The sequence below is a fragment of the Streptomyces sp. NPDC086080 genome (assembly GCF_044540255.1).
GTDB lineage: Bacteria > Actinomycetota > Actinomycetes > Streptomycetales > Streptomycetaceae > Streptomyces.
The window spans coordinates 21,046-40,831 of the sequence record NZ_JBITRU010000028.1 but is presented as its reverse complement, the minus strand read 5'-3'; the positions used below and the strand labels follow the sequence as shown (position 1 = coordinate 40,831).

The window sequence follows — 19,786 nt, the reverse complement described above, 5'->3', positions numbered from 1 at the left end:
GCCTCAGCTCTCCCTCTGCTTCAGAACCTCGGCCAGGCTCGGCGCCTCCCGGTCCCGCCGGGACATCGAGGTGACGGGCAGGGGCCAGTCGACGGCCAGCTCCGGGTCGTCGAAGGCGATCGTCACGTCCTCGGCCGGGTCGTGCGGGCGGTCAATCCGGTACGAGGTGTCGGCGGTGTCGGTCAGCGCCTGAAAGCCGTGTGCGCACCCCGCCGGGATGTACAGGGTCGCCTGTGTCTCGCCGGACAGTTCGAAGGTGGCCCGGCCCAGGTAGGTCGGCGAGTCCGGCCGCAGGTCCACGACCACGTCGAAGATCCGCCCGTACGAGCACCGCACCAGCTTCGCCTCCCCGGCGCCGGAGCGCAGGTGCAGGCCGCGCAGTACGCCCTTGACCGAACGGGACAGGCTGTCCTGGACGAAGGCGTCCGGGTCGAGACCCACCGAGCGGATCACGTCGGCGTCGAAGGTGCGGCAGAAGAAGCCGCGCTCGTCGGCGTACGGCGTCGGCTCGAAGAGGTACGCCCCGGCGATCTCCGGGACTTCGGTCGCTTTCATGAGGTCTCCCGCAGGGCGTGGTCGGTCGCAGGGAACAGGGCCGCCGTCAAGGCGGTGAACGCGTCGTCGAGTCGTGCGGCGGTGACCCGGTTCCGCTCGGCCAGGATCTGCCGCAGCTCCGCCGAACGCTTCTCCAACTCCCGGAACTGCTGCAGGAGTCGGTCGGCGTCGATGTCCCGCGCCGGGTGGCTGTAGCCCTCCAGGCCCATGCCGGCCATCAGCGCGTCGCTCTTCGCCGCGTAGCTGAGCGCCAGCGTCGGTGTGCCGGTCCGCAGCGCGCAGACCAGGTTGTGGTACCGGGTCGCCACCACGGCGTCGGCCGCCGCCGTCTCCCTCATCAGGTCGGCCAGCGAGGCGACTTCGGCGGCGGTGACCAGCGGCGAGTCCACCGCGTCGATGATCGCCGCGGCCACCGGGGCGTCGCACGCGTCGCCGGTGAGCAGCCGGACCGGCCTGCCCTCCCCGGCCAGCGCGCGCACGAAGCGGATCACGCCGTCGAGGTAGCGCCGGTGGATCTCCCCGGCCCGGGCGCGGTCGTCGTCGCCGCCGTGGAAGTCCATGACGCCGACGCAGACCGGGCCCGGCCGCCGGCCCTCGCCGGCCGGCGGTACCGGCAGGGCGAACGCGAGGTCCGGGTGGACCTCGTCGCGCGCGGTGTCCACGCCCATCGACCGCATCGCGTCCCGGGACAGGGCGTCCCGGTACGACCGGTACGCGGCCAGCCGCGCCGACCGGCGCACCAGGGCCCGGGTCGGCCGGCTGCCGATCGGGGCGGCGCCGACGCCGACCAGCGCGACCTTGGTGCGCAGCAGCCTGCCGCTCGCGCAGAGCAGGAACAGCGCGTACGGGAAGCCCCACGGCCGCAGCGGCAGCGTGGCCTCCAGCACGCCCATGCCCGGCACGATCACCACGTCGTGCCGGCGCACCCAGGCGGCGGTGCGGACGACGTCGACGAGTTTGCCCACGCCCTTCCCCGCGACCGTGCCCGCACGCGACGCCGTCCGGTACTCCCCCCGGTACCAGTGCAGCCGCGTCGCGGGGATCCCGTAGCGGGCCGTGACGACCTCGGGCCCGCCGCACAGCGCGTCCACGGCCGCCTCCGGGTGGGCGGTGCGCAGATATCCGAGCACGGCCTCCAGCGACCCGTCGTTGCCGAGGTTGCCCGAGCCGAGCAGCCCGAACACCCCGACCCGCACCGCGCTCACCCCCGCCGTCCCTCACGGCCGGCGACCAGCGCGTCGACGGACACGGTGAGCAGGTCCGGGTCGGCCGGGGCGCGGTCCTCGACCCGCTCGCCGGCGCCCGGCCGGACCCGGCTGGTCATCCACGCGGCCAGGTGGCGGTAGCACGCGCGCCGGTCGGCCGGGGACAGCGGCGCCCGCCGGATCGCCGAGACGAAGCCCCACACGTACTCGGCGAGCAGCCGGGGCGTCGGATGCAGCGGGCCGGCCCGGCGCGGGTCCAGGTTGACGCACCGGGAGCGCTTGGAGGGGTTCGCCCGCTCGGCGCGGGTGGGGTGGTCGCGGCGGAAGTACAGCAGCTCCGGCACCTGGTGGAAGGGCCCGTGCAGGGTGATCTCGGCGACGAACACGCGGTCCGCGTGGTGGTAGCTGTCGTGCGGCTTCACCTTGCGCAGTACGTCGGCCCGCATCACCCCGTAGAAGTCGTCGCCGCCGGGCTCGAACAGCAGGCTGCGGAAGCGCTCCGGCGCGTGCGGGGAGTCGGTGGCGAGCCCGTACGCGTAGGGGACCTTCACCGCGCCGTCGCCGTCGATGACCGCCTGGCCGCTGTGCGCGAGGATCACGTCAGGACGCTCGTCCAGTGCCTCGACGCACGCCCGCAGCAGGTCCCGGGCGTACAGGTCGTCGTGCGAGGCCCACTTGAACAGCTCGCTGCGGCACTCGGTGAACACATGGTTGTGGTTCGGCGCGGCGCCGATGTTCCGGGCCAGCCGGACGTACCGGATGCGCGAGTCGCGCGCCGCGTACTTCCGGCAGATGTCCTGGGTGCCGTCGGTCGAGGCGTTGTCGGAGATGACCAGTTCGAAATCCTCGTACGTCTGGCCGAGCAGGGCGTCGAGCGACTCGGCGAGGTACTCCTCGCCGTTGTAGACGGGCAGGCCGATGCTCAGCCTGGGCTGCGCGGTCATGGTGTCCTCACTTCGGGGATGGTGTTCCGGTGGTGCTCGCGCAGGGCGGAGCGCAGCTGCAGCCACCACACGGCCGAGCTGCAGACGGTCGCGGCGGCGACGCCCCAGGCCGAGCCGGCGGTGCCGGCCCAGACCGCGCCGCCGAGACCGCCGGTGACGTAACAGGCGGAGGCGAACAGCTGGCTGCGCAGGCTGCGCCGGGCCGCGCCGAGCGCGCGCAGCCCGGCCGCCGCGCCGGTGCCGAGCCCCGCGCCCGCGACGCCGAGCGTGACGGGCACCACGAGCTCCGCGGCGGCGCTCCAGACGCCGCCGAGCATGAGTTCGCCGAGCCGGTCCGGCACCAGCAGCAGGGCGCCGCCCCAGAGCAGCGCGGCGAGGGCCTGTCCGCCGCCGAGGAGGAGGCAGAACGCGCCGAGGCGGTGCGGGGCCCGCCGCAGTATCCGCGCCGCCTCCGCGACGGTGACCAGGGACAGCCCCATCAGCAGGGCGAGGAACGGGCCGAGCAGCAACTCGGCCCCCCGGATCACGCCCACCGCGCCGATCCCGACGATCACGCCGAGCCCGTACGCCCGCAGCTGACTCGCGCCGCTGTTGCTGACGTTCTCGACCAGGTAGCGGTAGCCGAGGTCGCGGTGCGCGCGGATCCACACGCGCGCACCGGACAGGTGGGGCCGGATCCCGGACTGGAGGCAGCCGTACAGGGCGGCCACCGCGGCGGACCCGCCCCAGGCGAGCACGAAGGCGGACACGCTGCCCACGCGGGCCGCCACCACCATGGCGGGGACGAGGGCCACGCCCCACACGACGTCGTTGACGAACGCCTTCCGCCCGGTGCCGGCGGCGAAGAATGCGAACCGCCACGCGTCCTGCAGCAGCAGCCCCGGCAGGACGACGCCGAGGCAGACGAACGCGGGGCCCAGGCGGCCGCCGAGCGCGAGGCCGGCCCCCACGGACGCCGCCCCGAGAGCGGCCCCGACGCCGAGCGCGGTACCCGACGACCGGGCCACCGCGCCCCGCCAGGACGCCTCCGGTACTCCGCTGAAGCGCACCACGAGCGGGTCGGTGGCCAGTCCGCGGGAGACGTTGAGCACCACGCCGTAGGTCACCCAGGCCAGGCTGAACACGCCGAACGCGGTCACTCCCAGCGAGCGGGCGACGTAGACGCCCACCACGAAGTTGGACACGCTGGAGGCCGCCTGGTCGGCCAGTCCCCACGACAGCCGCCCGGCGAGGGCCCGCCGGGCGGACCCGGCCGGCGCCCTCGTCTCCTTCGTCTCCCCCTCGGTGGGCACCGGCGTCACGCCTTGATCAGTCCGGCGCCGCGCAGGGCTCCGGCCGCGTCGGCGACGGTGTCGAACGGCAGCCCGGCCCGCTCGGCGACGTCCAGCAGGCTGTGCTCCCCGTCGGAGAGGCTGAGGACCCAGAGCATGGCCAGCTGGGCCTGCTTCGCGTCGCTGCGGCCCCCGAGCGAGTCGTACAGTCCCCGCCGCCCCAACTGCGGTTCGCCGTAGGGGCTGAGGTTGACGTACCGCCGGTTGCGGTCGAGGACGCCGAACGCCTCGCGGCAGACCGCGAGGGTGTCCGCCATCGCCTCCGGGGACACGAAGTCCGGGTTGTCCGCCGAGGTGTGGTACTCGGGGTACCCGGCGTACGGGGTCCGGGTGAGCGAGCCCACGCCGAGGTCGAACCCGGGGGAACAGTACTGCCGCTCGTCGTAGCCGTACGGGGTGAACTCCGTGATGCGGTGCGGGCGTCCGGACGCGGTCAGGACATGCCGCAGCACCCGGTCGATCTCCGCGTCACCGCGCCTGCTCCGCTTGTACGTCAACTGCCCCCGGTCGCCGGCGCAGGCCAGCACCAGGCCGTGCTTGACCCGGTCGACCCGCTCGGCGTTGCAGGCCAGCCAGGTGATCGCCCCGATGGTGCCGGGGGCGAAGATGAACCGGTAGGTGTAGTGGGGCTGTCGCTCCGCCAGCTCCCGGGCCAGGAAGACCGCCACCGCGATGCCCGCCAGGTTGTCGTTGGCCAGTGACGGATGGCAGACATGACAGGAGACGATCACCTCGTCGGGGACCTGCCCGGGGACCACGTGCTCGGCGTAGGTGAGATGGCCGTCGGCGAGCGTGGAGTCGATCCGCACCTCGTACGGGCCGTCCGGCATCGCGTCCAGGGTCTCCTGGGCCAGGCAGAACCCCCACGCCGGCTCGTAGTAGCTGGTGCGGTACGGCACCCAGGACGGACGGTCCGGCAGGGTGTGCAGGTGCGGGCGCAGCTCGGCCAGGGACATGGTCGCCGACACCGGCACGCTGTAGCCGAGCACGTGCAGACTGGACGCGGCGAAGTCGACGACCCGCCGGCCGGAGGCGTCGGCGATGTACGCATCCCGGATGTTCCACTCCTGCGGCACCGTCCAGTCGAGCACCTGGGTGCCGGTCGGCACCTCGTGCACCCGCAGCGGGAGGTGACCGCCGACGATGTCCAGGGTGGCGCGCACCCCGTCGCCGGTGATGCTCCGGCACAACGGGTACAACCGCTCCACCAGCGCGTGCATCTCCTCGCCGACCTCGGTCACCGGCGCCACCGCAGGGTGTCGTCGACGGCCCCGGCCTCGGACGCGGCGCGCAGGACGGCGAGCCGGGTGAAGCGGCGCTCGAAGTCCTCCCGGGTCAGCCCGTGCGCGCGGTAGGCGTCGGCGAGTTCGAGCGCGCCCCGCTTCACCGTCCACTCGCAGTCGAAGCCGGGTATCGCGGCGCGGAACCGGGAGAAGTCCACCCGGTACGACCGCGGATCGGCGCCGGTCTCCCCGGTGATCACCACCTTGGAGCCGGACACCGCCTCGGCGACCTGCCCGGCGATCTCCGCGACCGTGACGTTGTTGATCTCGCTGCCGATGTTGAACGCCCGGTCGTGCACCGCCGTGCGCGGAGCGACCAGCGCGGCCGCGAACGCGCGGGCGATGTCGGCGGCGTGCACCAGCGGGCGCCACGGGGTGCCGTCGGAGAGCACCAGGACCTCGCCGGACAGCAGCGCGTGGCCCACCAGGTTGTTCAGCACGATGTCGGCGCGCAGCCGGGGCGAGAATCCGAAGGCGGTGGCGTTGCGCAGGTACACCGGGCTGAAGTCGCCGTCGGACAGCGCGTGCAGATCGTCCTCCACCCGCACCTTGGACTCGGCGTACGGCGTCACCGGGCGCAGCGGGGCGTCCTCGCCCACCAGTTCGTCTCCGCCGGCGGCCCCGTAGACCGAGCAGGTCGACGCGTACAGGAACCGCTGGACCCCGGCGTCACGGGCCAGCCGGGCGAGGCGCACGGACGCGTGGTGGTTGATGTCGTAGGTGAGTTCCGGGGCCAGCGATCCCAGCGGGTCGTTGGACAGGGCGGCCAGATGGATCACGGCGTCCACCCCGGCCACGTGGTCGGCCGTGATGTCGCGCAGGTCCACCCGGTGCCCGGGCGGGTCCGCGGGCGCCGGTCCCAGCACGCAGTCGGCGAACAGGCCGGCGTCCAGTCCGACGACCTCGTGCCCGGCGGCGGCGAGCACCGGGGCCATCACGGTGCCGAGGTAGCCCTGGTGTCCGGTGAGCAGTACGCGCAAGGTTCAATCCCCCAGGTCGAGAGTGAGTTTGGTGACGGCGAACGCCTCGGCGTAGCGCGCGTGGCATTCGATACCGCGGATCCGGGCCAGCCCGAGGAAGGCCTCCCGGTCGTACCAGGGCCGGTGCCGCTGCGAGGGGTAGTGCTCCTGCAGCAGCCGCACCTTCCGTTCGGCGAGGTCCGGCGACAGCGGCTGGTAGGCCACCGGGCGGCCCAGATCGCCGTCCCACTTGACGATCTCGTAGCCGAGCACGAGGTGGTCGCGGAACGCGGTGGTCATCAGCTCCGCCAGGCCGCGGTGGTCCTGGTGGGCGTCCTCGGTGCGCGGGGCCAGGACGAGATCCGGCTCGGTCCGCGTCCGCAGTTCCTCGACCGCGTCCTTGGCCTCCTCCCAGTGCGCCGGTATCCGGCCGTCCGGCAGCTTGAGCACGGTGAGCCGCAGGTCGGCGTTCGGGCAGAAGGCGGCGAGCGCGGCCCGCTCCTCCTGCTCCCGCTCGCCGCCACCGCCGGAGAGCACCAGCGCGTCGACGCGGATGCCCGGCTGGGCGAGGCACAGCGTCAGCAGGGTGCCGCCGGCGCCGATGGCGATGTCGTCGCAGTGCGCGCCCACCGCGACGACCCGGTCCAGGGGCCCGGTGCCGAGCCGGATCACGCGTCGGCTCCGACGCTGTCCCGTTCCCACACGGCCCAGGGGCGCTCGCCCCGTGCGTAGGCCTCGTCGAGCGCGGCCCGCTCCTTCACGGTGTCGGTCGGCTTCCAGAAACCGCGGTGCCGGTGCGCCACCAGACGTCCCCGCTTGGCCAGGTGGGCGCATCCGTCGGCGACCAGGTCACCGCCCTCGGGAATGTGGTCGAAGACCTCCTGGCGGAGCACGAAGTAGCCACCGTTCTCCCACAGCGGCAGCTCACTCACCGGAGTGATGCCGCCCACCAGACCGTCCTGGCCCAACTCCACACAGTGGAACGAGGACTGCGGCGGCACCACCATCATCGACGCACCGGCGTCCCGCCGCGCGAACCGGTCGATCATCTCCGGCAGCGGGGCGTCGGTGAGCACGTCGGCGTAGTTGGCGAGGAACATCTCGTCGCCGTCCAGGTGGTGCCGTACCCGGCGCAGCCGTTCCCCGATCGGTGACTCGATGCCGGTCTGCGCGAAGGTGATCGTCCAGTCCGAGATGTCGGTGGACAGCAACTCGGTCCGCCCGCCGCGCAGCACGAAGTCGTTGGACGTCGTCTCCTCGTAGTTGAGGAAGAAGTCCTTGATGTGGTGCGCCCCGTAGCCGAGGCACAGGATGAAGTCCGTGTGCCCGTAGTACGCGTAGTAGCGCATGACGTGCCAGATCAGCGGGCGCGGGCCGACCATCGCCATCGGCTTGGGCACGTCGTCGGAGGTGCCGCTGCGCATCCGCAGCCCGTAACCGCCGCAGAACAGTACGACCTTCATCGCTCGACCTCGACTCGCTCGGCCCCGACAATGCTCAGTTCCGGTATGGGGAAGACCAGCCGGCCGCCCCACTCGTGCACGAAGGACAACTGCTCGGTCAGCTCGGCCCGCAGGTTCCACGGGAGGACGAGGACGTAGTCCGGCCGGTCCGCCTCGATCTGCTCGGGCGGCAGGATCGGGATGCGGGTGCCGGGGGTGAACCGGCCGTGCTTGTAGGGATTGCGGTCGACCGTGTACGGGAGCAGGTCGGGCCGGATGCCGCAGTGGTTGAGCAGGGTGTTGCCCTTGCCCGGGGCGCCGTAGCCGACGACCGTCTCACCGCGCTCGGCCGCCTCGATGAGGAACCGCAGCAGGTCCCGGCGGACCTTGGCGACCCGGGCCGAGAACTCGGTGTACCCGGACAGTTCCTGGAGCCCGGCGGCCTTCTCCCGGTCCAGTACCTCGGCCACCCTCCGGGACGGCTCACCGGCCACCCCGTCCGGCCGGGCCCACAGCCGGATGGAGCCGCCGTGCGTGGGCAGCAACTCGACGTCCACCAGCGTGAGTCCGCCGCTCGCCAGCGCCCGCGCGGCGGACGCCACCGTGTAGTACTGGAAGTGCTCGTGGTAGATCGTGTCGTACTGGTTCTCCTCGATCAGCGTCAGCAGGTGCTGCACCTCGACGGAGACCCAGCCGTCGTCGGCGACCAGGGCGCGCAGCCCCCGGGTGAAGCCGACCACGTCGGGGATGTGCGCGTACACGTTGTTGGCCACCACCAGGTCCGCCGGGCCGTGCTCGGCGCGGACGTCCGCGCCGGTGGCCGGGTCCAGGAACGCCGTCCGCGTGGGCACGCCCGCCTCCCGCGCGGCGGCGCCGACGTTCACCGAGGGCTCGATGCCCAGGCAGCGGATCCCGCGGTCCACCACATGCCGCAGCAGATACCCGTCGTTGCTCGCGACCTCGACCACGAAGGAGTCGGCGCCCAGGCCCAGCCGCGCCGCGGTGTCGGCGACGAACGTGCGCGCGTGCTCCACCCAGGAGGTCGAGTAGGAGGAGAAGTACGCGTACTGCGTGAACGTCTCCTCCGGCGTGATCAGCGGCGGGATCTGCGCGAGCCAGCAGTCGGTGCAGACCCGCAGATGCAGCGGGTACGCCGGTTCCGGCCGGTCCAGTTCGTCCGCCGCGAGGAAACTCTCGCAGGGCGGGGTCGCCCCGAGATCGACGACGCTCTCCATCGCCGTCGAGCCGCAGAGCCGGCATCGTGTCGTCAACTGCCCCATCAACTGCCCCCATCCCGCCCGCGCGGGTGCCCCCGCCGCGGGCCAGTGTGTTCGTCCCCTGCCGGCGGCGGGCCGTCCCCGCCGCCGGACCGTCCCGCGATCGCGTCGCGGTACCCCTCCACCAGGCGCTCCAGCCCGACGGCCGGGCTGAAGCCCTGTTCGTAGCGGCGCCGGGCCGCCCGGCCCATCTCCCGGCCCAGGGCCCGCCCGGCCGTGATCCGGCGCAGGCAGGACGCGAGTGAGGCGGCGTCGCCCGGCCGGTGCAGCAGTCCGGTCCTCCCGTCCTCGACGAGTTCGGTGAAGGCGCCGTGACCGGCGGCGACGGCCGGGACCCCGGCCGCCATGGCCTCCACGACCACCAGACCGAACGCCTCCAGCCAGGTGGAGGGGGCCACCACGGCGACCGCCCGCGCGACGGCCCGGCGGCACTCCGCCCGGTCGTAGAGGCCGACGTACCGTACGTCGTCCCGGCCGGACGCCCACGCGGCCACCTCCCGCTCCAGCGGTCCCGTGCCGGCGACCACGAGCGGCACGCCCACACCCCCGCCGGCGGCGATCTCGTCCCACGCGGCCATCAGCAGCCGTACACCCTTGGCCTCGGCGAGCCGGCCGAGATACAGCAGATGTTCGCCGTCACCCGCCCGGCGGACCTCCGGATCGGGCACGAAGTTGTGCTTCACCGCCAGCCGTTCGGCCGGCATGCCGGCCCCCACCAGGACGTCGCGCTGTGCGGCGGAGATGCAGAAGAACCGTTCCACGCCGGTCCACCACCGCCGCCGGTTGACCGCCAGGCTGACCGCGAGCGGCACCGTCGCCAGCCGGGAGTTCCGGTAGCAGCCGTGCCGGACGGCGGGCAGCGGCGCCGTCCCGACGCACTCGGTGCACGGCCGGCCGTCGCGCTGCAGCGTGCCGGGCGGGCAGACCTGGGTGTAGTTGTGCAGCGTGGCGACGGCGGGCACCCCGGCGTCGGCGCAGGCGGCCAGCACGGCGGGCGACAGCAGCGGGAAGACGTTGTGGATGTGCACCACGTCCGGCCGCTCGCCGCGCAGCCGGGCGGCGAGCTCCCTGCGGACCGCCGGATTCCACGGCACCAGCAGCGGCAGCGCGGCCTTGCCGGGCAGGGACCGGCCGGCGATGTCGTCGCTGCGCCGCTCGAACAGCCCGACCCGGTGGCCGGCCCCGCGCAGCAGCGCCACCTCCTGGTCGACGACGCTGTTCTCCCCACTCGGCTGCGCCGAGGCGTAGCGGTTGTGCACCACGAGGATGTGCATGCTCAGGTCACCTCCGGGGTCCGGGCCCATCGCGGGACGCGCCGCCGGGGGGCGTCGGGCGCCGGGAGGGCGGGCGCGGCGGCGGGTGCCGCGAGGAGCGAGGCCGCCACGGTCAGATGCAGCAGATACGGCGAGGCGTCGCCAAGACCGGCCTCGGTGTACGAGGCGATCGCGCAGTAGCTGATCAGGAAGAGCGCGCAGGCCCTCGACAGGGACGGCGGCCGCAGCAGCGCGACCCCGCCAAGGATCGTGATCATCACCGCGACCAGGACGACGCCGGTCGCCCCCTGTTCGTGGTAGACGGCCAGCCAGCTGTTGTCGATGGGCAGCCCGCCGAACGACTTGTCTCCCAGGCCCACCCCGAACAGGTGCTCGAACGTCGTTCGGGGGGCCGCCAGCAACGCGTCCCAGACCTTGGCCCGGCCGGTGAGACTGGTGAAGTGCTCCTGACTCTGCCCGCGCAGGAACCAAGCCCGCAGCACGGAGCCGAAGCCCACCGCGGCGACGGCCGCGCACAGCATGGCCCAGGTGAAGAACCGGCGGGCGGCGGCGCTGGTCAGGACGAGCGAGCCGATCGCCACCGTCAGCCCGGCGATCAGTCCGATCGTGGCCGTACGGGTATGGGTCAGCGCGAGCAGGACGAGGGACGGCACGACGACCAGCGCCGCGCTGCGCCCATCGGTCCGGCCGCCCAGCAGAAGCAGCACGGCAAGACCGATGATCACCGCCGCGTACTGCCCGATCTGCGGCGGGGTGAGCGGCCACAACGCGCCGACCAGCCGCCCCCCGTAGAGCTCGGGCAGGGCGGTACCCGGCGCGACGACCAGGCCGGCGGCCACCGAGCAGAGCACCAGGAAGTACATCCGGATGTGGTACCGGACGAACGCCGTATCGCCGTCCCACCAGCGGCTGAGCAGCCACAGCGTGCCGACGAAGAGAGCCAGCCGGGCGCAGCGGAACAGCGCCCCGAACCCGGACTCCAGGCTCGCGCTGGAGAGCACGCTCGGCACCAGCAGCAGGGTGAGCAGGAACAGGAAGGCACTCGGCCGGACGCGCAGCCGGGGATTGACCGCGAGCGCCAGCGCGAACGCGGCGACCAGCGCGCCCATGGTGACCATCTGGATCAGCGAGCGGGGCAGCACCACGATGGTCTCCGCCCCGGCGGAGCCGAGCGTGTTGAGGACCAGCAGTCCCCAGGCCGTTGCGACGATCTTCGGCGGGCGGTCCGTGCCCGTCCCAACCACCGTGCCCATCTCAGCCACCTTTCCGTGCGCGGAAGGTGCTGCCCGCGTCCTGCCGGTACGGCGCGCCCTGCCACTGCCCGGCGTCCAGCACCCGGCTGGGGTCGTGGGCGACGAACGTCCACGGCCCGACGTAGACGTTGTCGTACCAGCGGTTGTGCTGCCGGAGGGTGATCGCCTCGGCGACTCGCTCGCCCTGGTACGGCGACCAGTCCGGGTAGGTGCCGTAGTTGGCCAGCACCGCCATGCGGGCGCACTGCGCCGCGCAGCCGACGACGGACCTGTCCAGCACGAAGCGGTTGTCGTGGATGTCCACCCGCTGGGTCTTCCACCGGCAGTCGCCGTAGAGCGGGGCGGTGGCGATCCCCGGCCGCGCGCAGCGGTCGGTGTCCTCGACCAGCAAGGTGCAGTCGCCGGACGAGGTGTTGGCCGGGCTGTTGCAGAACCGGTCGGCGTTCTCCCACAGGGTGATGCCGGACCAGTTGTTCTCCAGCACGTTGCGGTAGATCTCGATCCGGTCCGTGCGGGCCGGGACCCGCGGTTCACCGCCGGACTCGGAGAGGTAGACGGTCGCGAACGGGAAGGTGTCGCCGCGGTCGGCGTACTTGCGGCCCTCGACCCAGTTGTTGCGCCGGATCGTGTTCTCGCGGACCACCGCGTTGTAGCTGGTCTCGTAGATCAGCGCGGCCCCGTCGTTGGCCTCGATCACATTGCGCTCGACGCGGAAGTCGTTGTTGTTGGTGTCCGCCCACAACCCCGGCCCGCGATTGTCGTGCACCCAGTTGCCGCGGACGTCCGCGCCGTCGACGGACCAGAACTTGATGCCTCCGGTGCAGCCGCAGCCCGGCCGCTTCCGCTCCCAGTCGCCGGTGTTGTTGCCCGTGATCTCGTTGCCCTCGACCACCAGGTCCCGCAGGGGGCCGCCGGCCTTGTACGCGTTCATGCCGTACTGGCCGTTGTCACGCAGGCAGTTGGCGCGGACCTGCTGGCGGGCACCGGCCATCAGACCGGCGCCGGAGTTGTTCTGGATCACCGCGTGCTCGATCACCCATCCGTCGGCCGAGTCGTGGTTGACCACGCCCTCGTTGTGGGGTGCGACGAAGTTCTGCACGGTCAGATGGCGGAGGGTGACGTCAGGGGCGGTGCCGCCGAACGCGTACTGGTTGGTCCCGCGGCCGTCGAGCACCGCGCCCGGCGCGCCGAGATAGGTGTTGCCCTTCTTGGGGAGTATCTGGGCGTAGCGGTCAGGGGCGAGGGTGTGCCTGCCGGGCCGGAGCCAGAACGTGGTGTTCGGCGGGCTGCTCTTGGTCTTGGTGGCCAGGTCACCGGCCACCGCGGGGTCGACCGTCACCGCGCCCGCCGGCGCCGTGGCCGGACCGGCCTCGGGCTCGGCGCACACCCGGGCGACGGTCGTGGACGGCGACCCGGTCGGCTCCGGCCGCGCGTCCGACGGGCCCTCACAGCCGGTCACCGCCAGCAGGACCAGCGCAGGCGGTAACGCCCGGCGCCGCCACGTGCTCCCCACGTACCCTTCCTCCCCTCAGCCCTTGAAGCCGAGCACGGTGGTGAAGCCCTCCGTGCCGTCGGTGAGGCCGGTGCCGACCAGCGTGGTGGCGGGTTCCTTGCGGCCGAAGCCGGGGGAGTACCAGCCCAGCGGCGGTTCGCTCTCGCCGCGATGCGCCCGCCAGGACAGCTGCCCGGGCAGATCGAGCTCCGCCGAGCGGTCCTCGCCGTCCCGGGTCCAGGTGAGCACCGCCCGGTTCGCCACCAGGTCCGCGGTGATCGCCGGGCCGAGGTGGAAGGCCAGGCGCACGGTCCGGCGCGGGCCGCGCACCTCGTCGACCACCCGCAACGTCCGCTCGGCGTGGTGCAGTTCGACCCGGCGGCGGTGCACGGAGCGCCCGTAACCGTCGTGCTCGGCGGACCAGCGGGCCACCCCCTCGCCGGAGGTGTCCACGGCAAGCACCCGGCTGCGGGCGTGCCGGGTCCACAGGAACGGGCCACCGGAGACGGACTGGTCCTCGCCGTCCAGTTCCAGCGTGTTGTGGCCCAGCGTCGACCGGAAGTACCGCCGCCACTCGGGCTGCCCGTGGTAGCAGTACGTCCCCGGGTCGGCGAGCACGTCGACCCCGTCGTGCCGGACCTCCACGGACAGCGCGTCCGCGTGGGCGTGCGCGGCGATGGACAGGAACCCGTGCGGACCGCCGTCGCAGCGGCACCAGATGCCCTCCGGGCCGCGCAGGACGGTGAGCCCCGCGTCGGCGAAGTGGCCGGGCCGGCTCGCCGGGCGGGACACGGCCGGGGGCGAGGCCGACGGGACCTCCCCGCCGTCCGGGAGACGGGCGGGCGCCGCGGGGTCCGGTGCCAGCCCTCGGCGGGCGGTACCGCCGGTCATGCGGCGGAGCCGGCTGTTCAGTGCGGCCGTTGGGCGAGGGCGCGTGCCGGTCACCGGGCGGGACACGGCCGGGGTGGAGGCCGGCGGGACCTTCCCGCCGTCCGGGAGACGGGCGGGCGTCGCGTCGTCCCTGAGACGGGTGGGCGCCGTGTCGTCCGTGAGACGGGTGGGCGCCGTGTCGTCCGTGAGACGGGTGGGCGCCGTGTCGTCCGGGAGACGGGCGGGCGTCGCGTCGTCCCTGAGACGGGTGGGCGCCGTGTCGTCCGTGAGACGGGTGGGCGCCGTGTCGTCCGGAACCTGCTCCCGGCGGGTGGCGTCACCCCTCACACGGCGGAGCCAAAGGGCCGGTGCCGCCATGCGGCGAGGGTGTGTGCCGGGGGCCGGGTGGAGCCGTTGGTCCTGCGGTGCGGTGCGGCCGGGGATCGCCCCGGGCACGGCGCGGAACCACCCGCTCAGGGACGCCGTGCGGCGAGGGCGTGTGCCCGGCGCCGGGGTTCGGGCGGGAGGCAGCGCATCGGCCCCGGGCCGGATGAGGGCGGCCAGCAGCGGGGTGCGCACATCGATGCCGGTCACCTCCGGCCACCAGTCGAGCCGGCCGAACACGGCGTCCCCGGTGGCCAGCAGCGAGCCCCAGCGGTCGGTGCCGGCACCGTCCACGACCAGACCGTGCCCGTCGTCCGCGTCCCCCTGGCGCGGCGGCCGCAGCCGGTCGTCCACCACGGCGGCCAGCGCGTCGGTCATCCGCAGCAGCACCAGCCGGACGGACCGGGGGACCGGCACGCCCGCAGCGTCCGCCTCGGCCACCGCGGCCAGACCGAGCTCCAGCACCAGTCCGTGGTACTCGGTGGCCAGCTCACGGTTGAGCCCGGAGCCGAACGTGTTGTTCCGCAGCTCCCGCTCCAGCGACCGCAGCGCGCCGGCCCGCAGCCGCGCCGACCCGGGGAACCACCCGAACGCGCAGGCCGCGGCCAGCTGCCCGGCGGCCTCGGCGATGACGTGGTTGTTCGCCGAGGACCCCCGGCTGGGGAACGCGGCCAGCCAGCGCTGGTGGTGCCAGATCTGGTTCAGCGCCACCGGGTTGTCCTCGAACAGCGCGGCCGCGCCCGGCCAGCCGTCGAGCAGCCGGCGGATCCACACCCAGGACAGCAGCCGGATCCCCAGCTCGATGCCGCTGGTCCAGTGCACCCCGCGCAGCGGCCCGTTGGCCGCCCACCACGACCGCAGATGCCCGGCCACGCGCTCGGCGTACCGCTCGTCCCCGGTGACCGCGTAGGCGGCGGCGAGCACGGTGAGGTACTGGTGCCGGGACGGCTCCCAGATCTGCTTGATGTCCCCGACCGCGTCCTCGTCCCGGTACGGCACGTCGAAGGCGTAGCCGCCCGGCGCCCGGCGCCCGGTCTTCGGGTCGTACCACCAGTCCGGGTCGGTCAGATCGTCCCGCTCCACCCCGAAGAACACGGCGTGCCCGGCCATCAGCCGGTCCGCCTCGGCCACGAGACGTTTCGCGGCGTCCGGCGGCACCGCGGCGATCGCCCCCGCGGGCAGGACGGCGGTGAACCGGGCGCCGGTCACGTCCGGGCAGGTGGGTGGCGGCGCCGACCGCCACCGCCGCCTGCGCACCGCGTCGCCCGCCCGGCCGCCGATCTCCCGCGGCCCCATCCGGGACAGTCGGCGCAGGTACCAGCCCGGACTCCCCGAGCTCGCCGTCATCGCGCCCCCGCCAGCGTCACCGGCACGCCGCCGGCCGCCCCGGCCCGCACCGCGAGGGTGGCCGCCGTGGTGGCCACCAGCGACTCCAGCGGCACCGGCATCGCTCCGCCGGTCCGTACCGCCTTGACGAACGCGGCCAGTTGGGCTTCCTGGCCCTTGTCCCGGGCCTTGGGCAGCCGCGAACTGACCCACCGCTTGCGGCCGTCGTACACCGAGGCACGGACGAAGTCGTCGAGGCGCAGCGCACGGCCGTCCGCGACCAGGTCCAGGGTCTCCTTCGGGAAACCGGACGGGCCGTTGGTGACGTAACCGATCGTGGCGGTGGACCCGTCCGGGTAGCGCAGGACGACCTGGAGGTCCTCGTCACCGGGGGTGGTGAGCGCGTACACCGAGACCGGATCGGCCCCGAGCAGCCGGCTCGCCGTGTCGATGAAGTGCCCTCCCTCGCCGGTGAACCGGGACCCCTCGGTGCCCTGCCGGAGGTACCAGCTGCCGTGGTCGAGACGCCCCGCGTTGACCAGGTAGCGGACGTGCCCCGGCCCGCTCCGGGGGCCGAACCGCTCCGCGGCCTCCCTCAGCAGCGGGGCGAACCGACGGTTGAAGCCCACCTGGAGCCGGTCGTTGCCGGACTCCTCCACCGCGGCGAGCACACCGGCCAGCTCGTCCTCGGTGAGCGCCAGCGGCTTCTCCACGAACACCGCCTTGCCGGCCAGCAGCGCCTTCCGGGTCAGTGCGGCGTGCGAGCTGTGGCGGGTGACCACGAACACGGCGTCGACGGCCGGGTCGCCGAGCACGGCGTCGAGATCGGTGGTCGCCCCGGCGAAGCCGAACTTCCGCTGCGCGTTGGCCGCGGACAGCGCCGTCGTGGTGACGACCGTGGACAACTCGACGCCGTCGCGCCCGGCCAGGTGCGGCAGCAGCATCGACGTCGCGTAGTTCCCCGCGCCGACGAACGCGAGCCGCACCGGCGTCCCCGCGGCCCGGACCGGGGCGGACGCCCGCGCGTCGCGCCGTACCGCGGGCACCGCCACCACCGGCGCCTCCGCCTCCGTCTCCGCCCCGGCCTCCTGCTCGGGGTAACGGAACAGCACGGCCACGGCCTTCAGGCCACCGTCCTTCAGGCTCCGGTAGGTCTCCACGGCGTCGGTGAAGTCGGCCGTGTGGGAGATCAGGGGCTCCACGTCGACGCGGCCCCGGGCGACGAGATCCAGGAAGCACGCCAGATTGCGGCGCTCGGTCCAGCGCACATGGCCGATCGGGTAGTCGCGGCCCTCCAGTTCGTACTCCGGGTCGTAGCGCCCGGGACCGTACGACCGGGAGAACCGGACGTCGAGCTCCTTCTCGTAGTACGCGTTCCACGGCAGGTCCAGACGGCACTTGCCGATGTCGATCACCCGGCCCCGGTCCCGGCTCAGCCGGGCGGCCAGCTCGACGGGCTGGTTGCTGTCGCCGCCGGCGGCCAGATACACCTGGTCCACGCCATGGCCGCCGGTGAGTTCGGCGACGGCCTGCTCCACGGCAGGGGAGGCGGGATCGCCCCAGGCCGCCGCGCCCAGCCGCTCGGCGAGCTCGCAGCGCACCGGATCGGGGTCGACGCCGACCACCCGGACCCCCGACGCGGCCAGCAGTTGCACCACCAGCTGCCCGATCAGCCCCAGGCCGATGACCAGCGCCACCTCGCCGAGCCGCGACTCGCCCTGGCGGACACCCTGCAAGGCGATCGACCCGACGGTCCCGAAGGCCGCGTGCCGGGGCGCGAGCCCGTCCGGCACCGGGGTGAAGAGGTTCTTCGGCACCCAGTTCAACTCGGCGTGCAGCGCGTGCTCGTTGCCGGCGCAGGCCACCAGGTCGCCGACCTTCACCTCGTCGATCCCGGCGCCGACCTGCTCGACCACCCCGCACAGCGAATAGCCCAGCGGCGTATAGGAGTCCAGCTTGCCCATCACCTTGCGGTAGGTGGCGGGCACCCCGTTGACGGCCACGCTCTGCACGACCTTCGCCACCTGGTCCGGCCGCGAACGGGCCTTGCCCAGCATCGACATGCCGGCCTCGGACACCTTCATCAGCTCGGTGCCGGTGGAGATCAGCGAGTAGGAGCTGCGGACCAGCACACCGCCCGGCTTGCACCCCGGCACCGGCACGTCGAGCAGTGCCAGCTCGCCGCTCTTGTAGTTCTGTACGACCTGTTTCACCCGAAGTCCTCTTGCTTTCTACGCCGTCGGTTCACGCCGTCGGTCTACGCCGTCGATGAGTTCTGGCCGGACCCGGAGGTCGCGCCGCGGTACCAGTACTCGAGGGTCAGCACATGCCACAGATGCTTGGAGAAGTCCTGCTGCCCGGCGGCGTCCTCGGCGACGAGCCGCTGGAGCGCGTCACGGCGCAGGAACCCGGAACGGACGAGCTCGCCGTCGTTGACCACCTCGCGCACCAGCGGTGCCAGATCCCGGCTCATCCAGGCCCGTAGCGGGGCACTGAACAGACCCTTGGGCCGGTGGACGATCTCCCGCGGCAGAACCGAGGTGGCCGCCTCCTTGAGGACGGCCTTGCCCTGCCGCCCGACGATCTTGCGGTCGCCGGGCACCGCGAACGCCGCCTTCACCACCTCCACGTCCACGTACGGCACCCGTACCTCGGTCGACGCGGCCATGCTGGAGCGGTCCGTGTACGTGAGGTTCAGGCCCGGCAGGAACATCCGGGAGTCGGCCAGACACATCCGGTTGACGAAGTCGTCGAGGTCGTTGTCCCGGTAGACGTCGGCGTGCTCGGTCAGCACGTCCTCGACGGTTCCGGCCAGGTCCGGGTCGACCAAAGCGAGCAGTTCCGCCCGGTCGTACATGGTGTAGCTGCGCCGGAACGCGGTCTCCTCCGGCAGCTCGGCGAAGGACAGGAACCGCTTCGCGAAACGCACCGACCGGTACCCCCGGCGGGCCGTGGCCACCGGCAGCAGACCCACGGCGCCCGCCACCCCGCGCCGCAGGGGCCGCGGCACGCGCTGATAGCGCAGCGCGAGCGTGTTGGCCAGGTGCTTGCGGTATCCGGCGAACAGCTCGTCGGCGCCCATCCCCGACAGCATCACCTTGACCCCGGCCTCCCGGGCGGCCGAGCAGATCAGGAACGTGTTGATCGCGGCGGGGTCGCCGATGGGCTCGTCCAGGTGGTACGTCATCCGCGGCAGCAGGTCGAGCACGTCCGGGGCGATCTCGATCTCGCGCAGGTCGACACCGAACCGTTCGGCCACCTGCCGGGCGTAGCGCAGGTCGTCCGGCATCGCCTCGAACCGTGCGTCCTCGGCACGGAACCCGATCGTGTACGCGGAGATCCCGGGCCGGTCGCGGGCCGCCAGCGCGGTCAGGTAGCTGGAGTCCAGACCGCCGGAGAGGAACGTCGCCACGGGTACGTCGGACAGCAGATGGCGCCGGGTCGACTCCTCCACGACGGCGGCGATGTCCGGTAGTTCGCCCGCCAGGGCCCGCTCCCGGCCCTCGGCGGCGACATCCCTCAGGTGCCAGTACCGGCCGCGCTCCACCGAGCCGTCCGGCCGGCACCTCAGCCAGCTCCCCGGCGGCAGCTTCTCCGCCTCGCGGAACGCGCACCGTGAGTCCGGCACCCAGTAGTACAGCAGCGAGGCCACCAGCGCCGCGTGGTCCACCTCCAGCGACCCGCCGGTCACGGCGGCGAGCGCCTTGAGCTCGGAGGCGAACACCAGACCCTCGCCGCGCCGCAGCAGGAACAGCGGTTTGATGCCCAGCTGGTCCCGGGCGAGCACCAGTTCACCGGTCCGTTCGTCGAAGATCCCGAACGCGAACATGCCGCGCAGCCGGGGCAGGCAGTCCGTGCCCCAGCGCCGCCACGCCTCCAGCAGCACCTCGGTGTCGGAGGTACCGCGGAAGCGCACCCCGGCGGCGGCCAGTTCGGCGCGCAGCTCGGGCGCGTTGTACAGCTCGCCGTTGTACGTCAGGGCGAGGCCGCCCGAGACCATCGGCTGGGCGCCGGTCCCCGACAGGTCGATGATCGCCAGCCGGCGGTGCCCGAGCTGCACCTCGCCGTCACCGACGCCGTGGCTGTACCGGCCCGCCCCGTCCGGGCCGCGGTGCGCGAGGATGTCGGTGAGCCGGTCGGTGACGGCCTTTCCGTCCGGCCATCGGTAGGTGCCTGCGATGCCACACATGT

The 19,786-nt window shown here is 73.2% G+C and carries 15 protein-coding genes; all 15 read right to left on the bottom strand.

The window, feature by feature from the left end; translation table 11 throughout:
- Positions 1 to 3: 3 nt before the first annotated feature.
- Genes rfbC through asnB form a run of 15 tightly spaced genes read right to left on the bottom strand, consistent with a single transcriptional unit; the run spans position 4 to position 19,784 of the window.
- Entirely contained in the window at positions 4 to 555 is a 552-nt protein-coding gene (gene rfbC, locus ACIF9R_RS27895) for a dTDP-4-dehydrorhamnose 3,5-epimerase (RefSeq protein WP_399985137.1), read from the bottom strand.
- The gene (locus ACIF9R_RS27890) at positions 552 to 1,760 is read right to left on the bottom strand and encodes a polysaccharide pyruvyl transferase family protein (RefSeq protein WP_399985136.1); all 1,209 of its coding nucleotides are present in this window, start codon (positions 1,758 to 1,760) and stop codon (positions 552 to 554) included. Before ACIF9R_RS27890 ends, rfbC begins: the two co-directional genes overlap by 4 nt.
- Positions 1,757 to 2,704 carry a glycosyltransferase family 2 protein gene (locus tag ACIF9R_RS27885; protein ID WP_399985135.1) on the bottom strand — a complete coding sequence of 316 codons (948 nt, stop codon included), beginning with the start codon at positions 2,702 to 2,704 and terminating at the stop codon, positions 1,757 to 1,759. The genes ACIF9R_RS27890 and ACIF9R_RS27885 overlap by 4 nt, the downstream gene beginning before the upstream one ends.
- Positions 2,701 to 4,005, bottom strand: a complete 1,305-nt coding sequence (locus ACIF9R_RS27880) for a hypothetical protein (RefSeq protein WP_399985134.1) — start codon at positions 4,003 to 4,005, stop codon at positions 2,701 to 2,703. The genes ACIF9R_RS27885 and ACIF9R_RS27880 overlap by 4 nt, the downstream gene beginning before the upstream one ends.
- Positions 4,002 to 5,285, bottom strand: coding sequence for a DUF4910 domain-containing protein (locus tag ACIF9R_RS27875; protein WP_399985133.1), 1,284 nt, complete (start codon positions 5,283 to 5,285; stop codon positions 4,002 to 4,004). Before ACIF9R_RS27875 ends, ACIF9R_RS27880 begins: the two co-directional genes overlap by 4 nt.
- Positions 5,273 to 6,298, bottom strand: a complete 1,026-nt coding sequence (locus ACIF9R_RS27870; RefSeq protein ID WP_399985132.1) for an NAD-dependent epimerase/dehydratase family protein — start codon at positions 6,296 to 6,298, stop codon at positions 5,273 to 5,275. Before ACIF9R_RS27870 ends, ACIF9R_RS27875 begins: the two co-directional genes overlap by 13 nt.
- 3 nt (positions 6,299 to 6,301) lie before the next feature.
- Complete coding sequence (locus tag ACIF9R_RS27865; protein WP_399985131.1) at positions 6,302 to 6,949, bottom strand: PIG-L deacetylase family protein; 648 nt, start codon at positions 6,947 to 6,949, stop codon at positions 6,302 to 6,304.
- Positions 6,946 to 7,740: a glucose-1-phosphate cytidylyltransferase gene (locus ACIF9R_RS27860; protein WP_399985130.1), complete on the bottom strand. Its 795-nt coding sequence runs from the start codon at positions 7,738 to 7,740 to the stop codon at positions 6,946 to 6,948. Before ACIF9R_RS27860 ends, ACIF9R_RS27865 begins: the two co-directional genes overlap by 4 nt.
- Complete coding sequence (locus ACIF9R_RS27855) at positions 7,737 to 8,990, bottom strand: methyltransferase domain-containing protein (protein WP_399985129.1); 1,254 nt, start codon at positions 8,988 to 8,990, stop codon at positions 7,737 to 7,739. The genes ACIF9R_RS27860 and ACIF9R_RS27855 overlap by 4 nt, the downstream gene beginning before the upstream one ends.
- A gap of 8 nt (positions 8,991 to 8,998) precedes the next feature.
- Positions 8,999 to 10,270 (bottom strand): glycosyltransferase, encoded by a 1,272-nt coding sequence (locus ACIF9R_RS27850; RefSeq protein WP_399985128.1) that lies wholly within the window; start codon positions 10,268 to 10,270, stop codon positions 8,999 to 9,001.
- Positions 10,271 to 10,272: 2 nt separating this feature from the next.
- Positions 10,273 to 11,523, bottom strand: coding sequence for an O-antigen ligase domain-containing protein (locus ACIF9R_RS27845; RefSeq protein ID WP_399985127.1), 1,251 nt, complete (start codon positions 11,521 to 11,523; stop codon positions 10,273 to 10,275).
- A gap of 1 nt (position 11,524) precedes the next feature.
- Positions 11,525 to 13,036, bottom strand: coding sequence for a right-handed parallel beta-helix repeat-containing protein (locus ACIF9R_RS27840; protein ID WP_399985126.1), 1,512 nt, complete (start codon positions 13,034 to 13,036; stop codon positions 11,525 to 11,527).
- Positions 13,037 to 13,051: 15 nt separating this feature from the next.
- Positions 13,052 to 15,616, bottom strand: a complete 2,565-nt coding sequence (locus ACIF9R_RS27835; RefSeq protein ID WP_399985125.1) for a heparinase II/III family protein — start codon at positions 15,614 to 15,616, stop codon at positions 13,052 to 13,054.
- Complete coding sequence (locus ACIF9R_RS27830; RefSeq protein ID WP_399985124.1) at positions 15,613 to 17,808, bottom strand: bi-domain-containing oxidoreductase; 2,196 nt, start codon at positions 17,806 to 17,808, stop codon at positions 15,613 to 15,615. Before ACIF9R_RS27830 ends, ACIF9R_RS27835 begins: the two co-directional genes overlap by 4 nt.
- A 44-nt stretch (positions 17,809 to 17,852) precedes the next feature.
- On the bottom strand, positions 17,853 to 19,784 hold the full coding sequence (gene asnB / locus ACIF9R_RS27825; RefSeq protein WP_399985123.1) for an asparagine synthase (glutamine-hydrolyzing): 1,932 nt from the start codon (positions 19,782 to 19,784) through the stop codon (positions 17,853 to 17,855).
- Positions 19,785 to 19,786 lie beyond the last annotated feature (2 nt).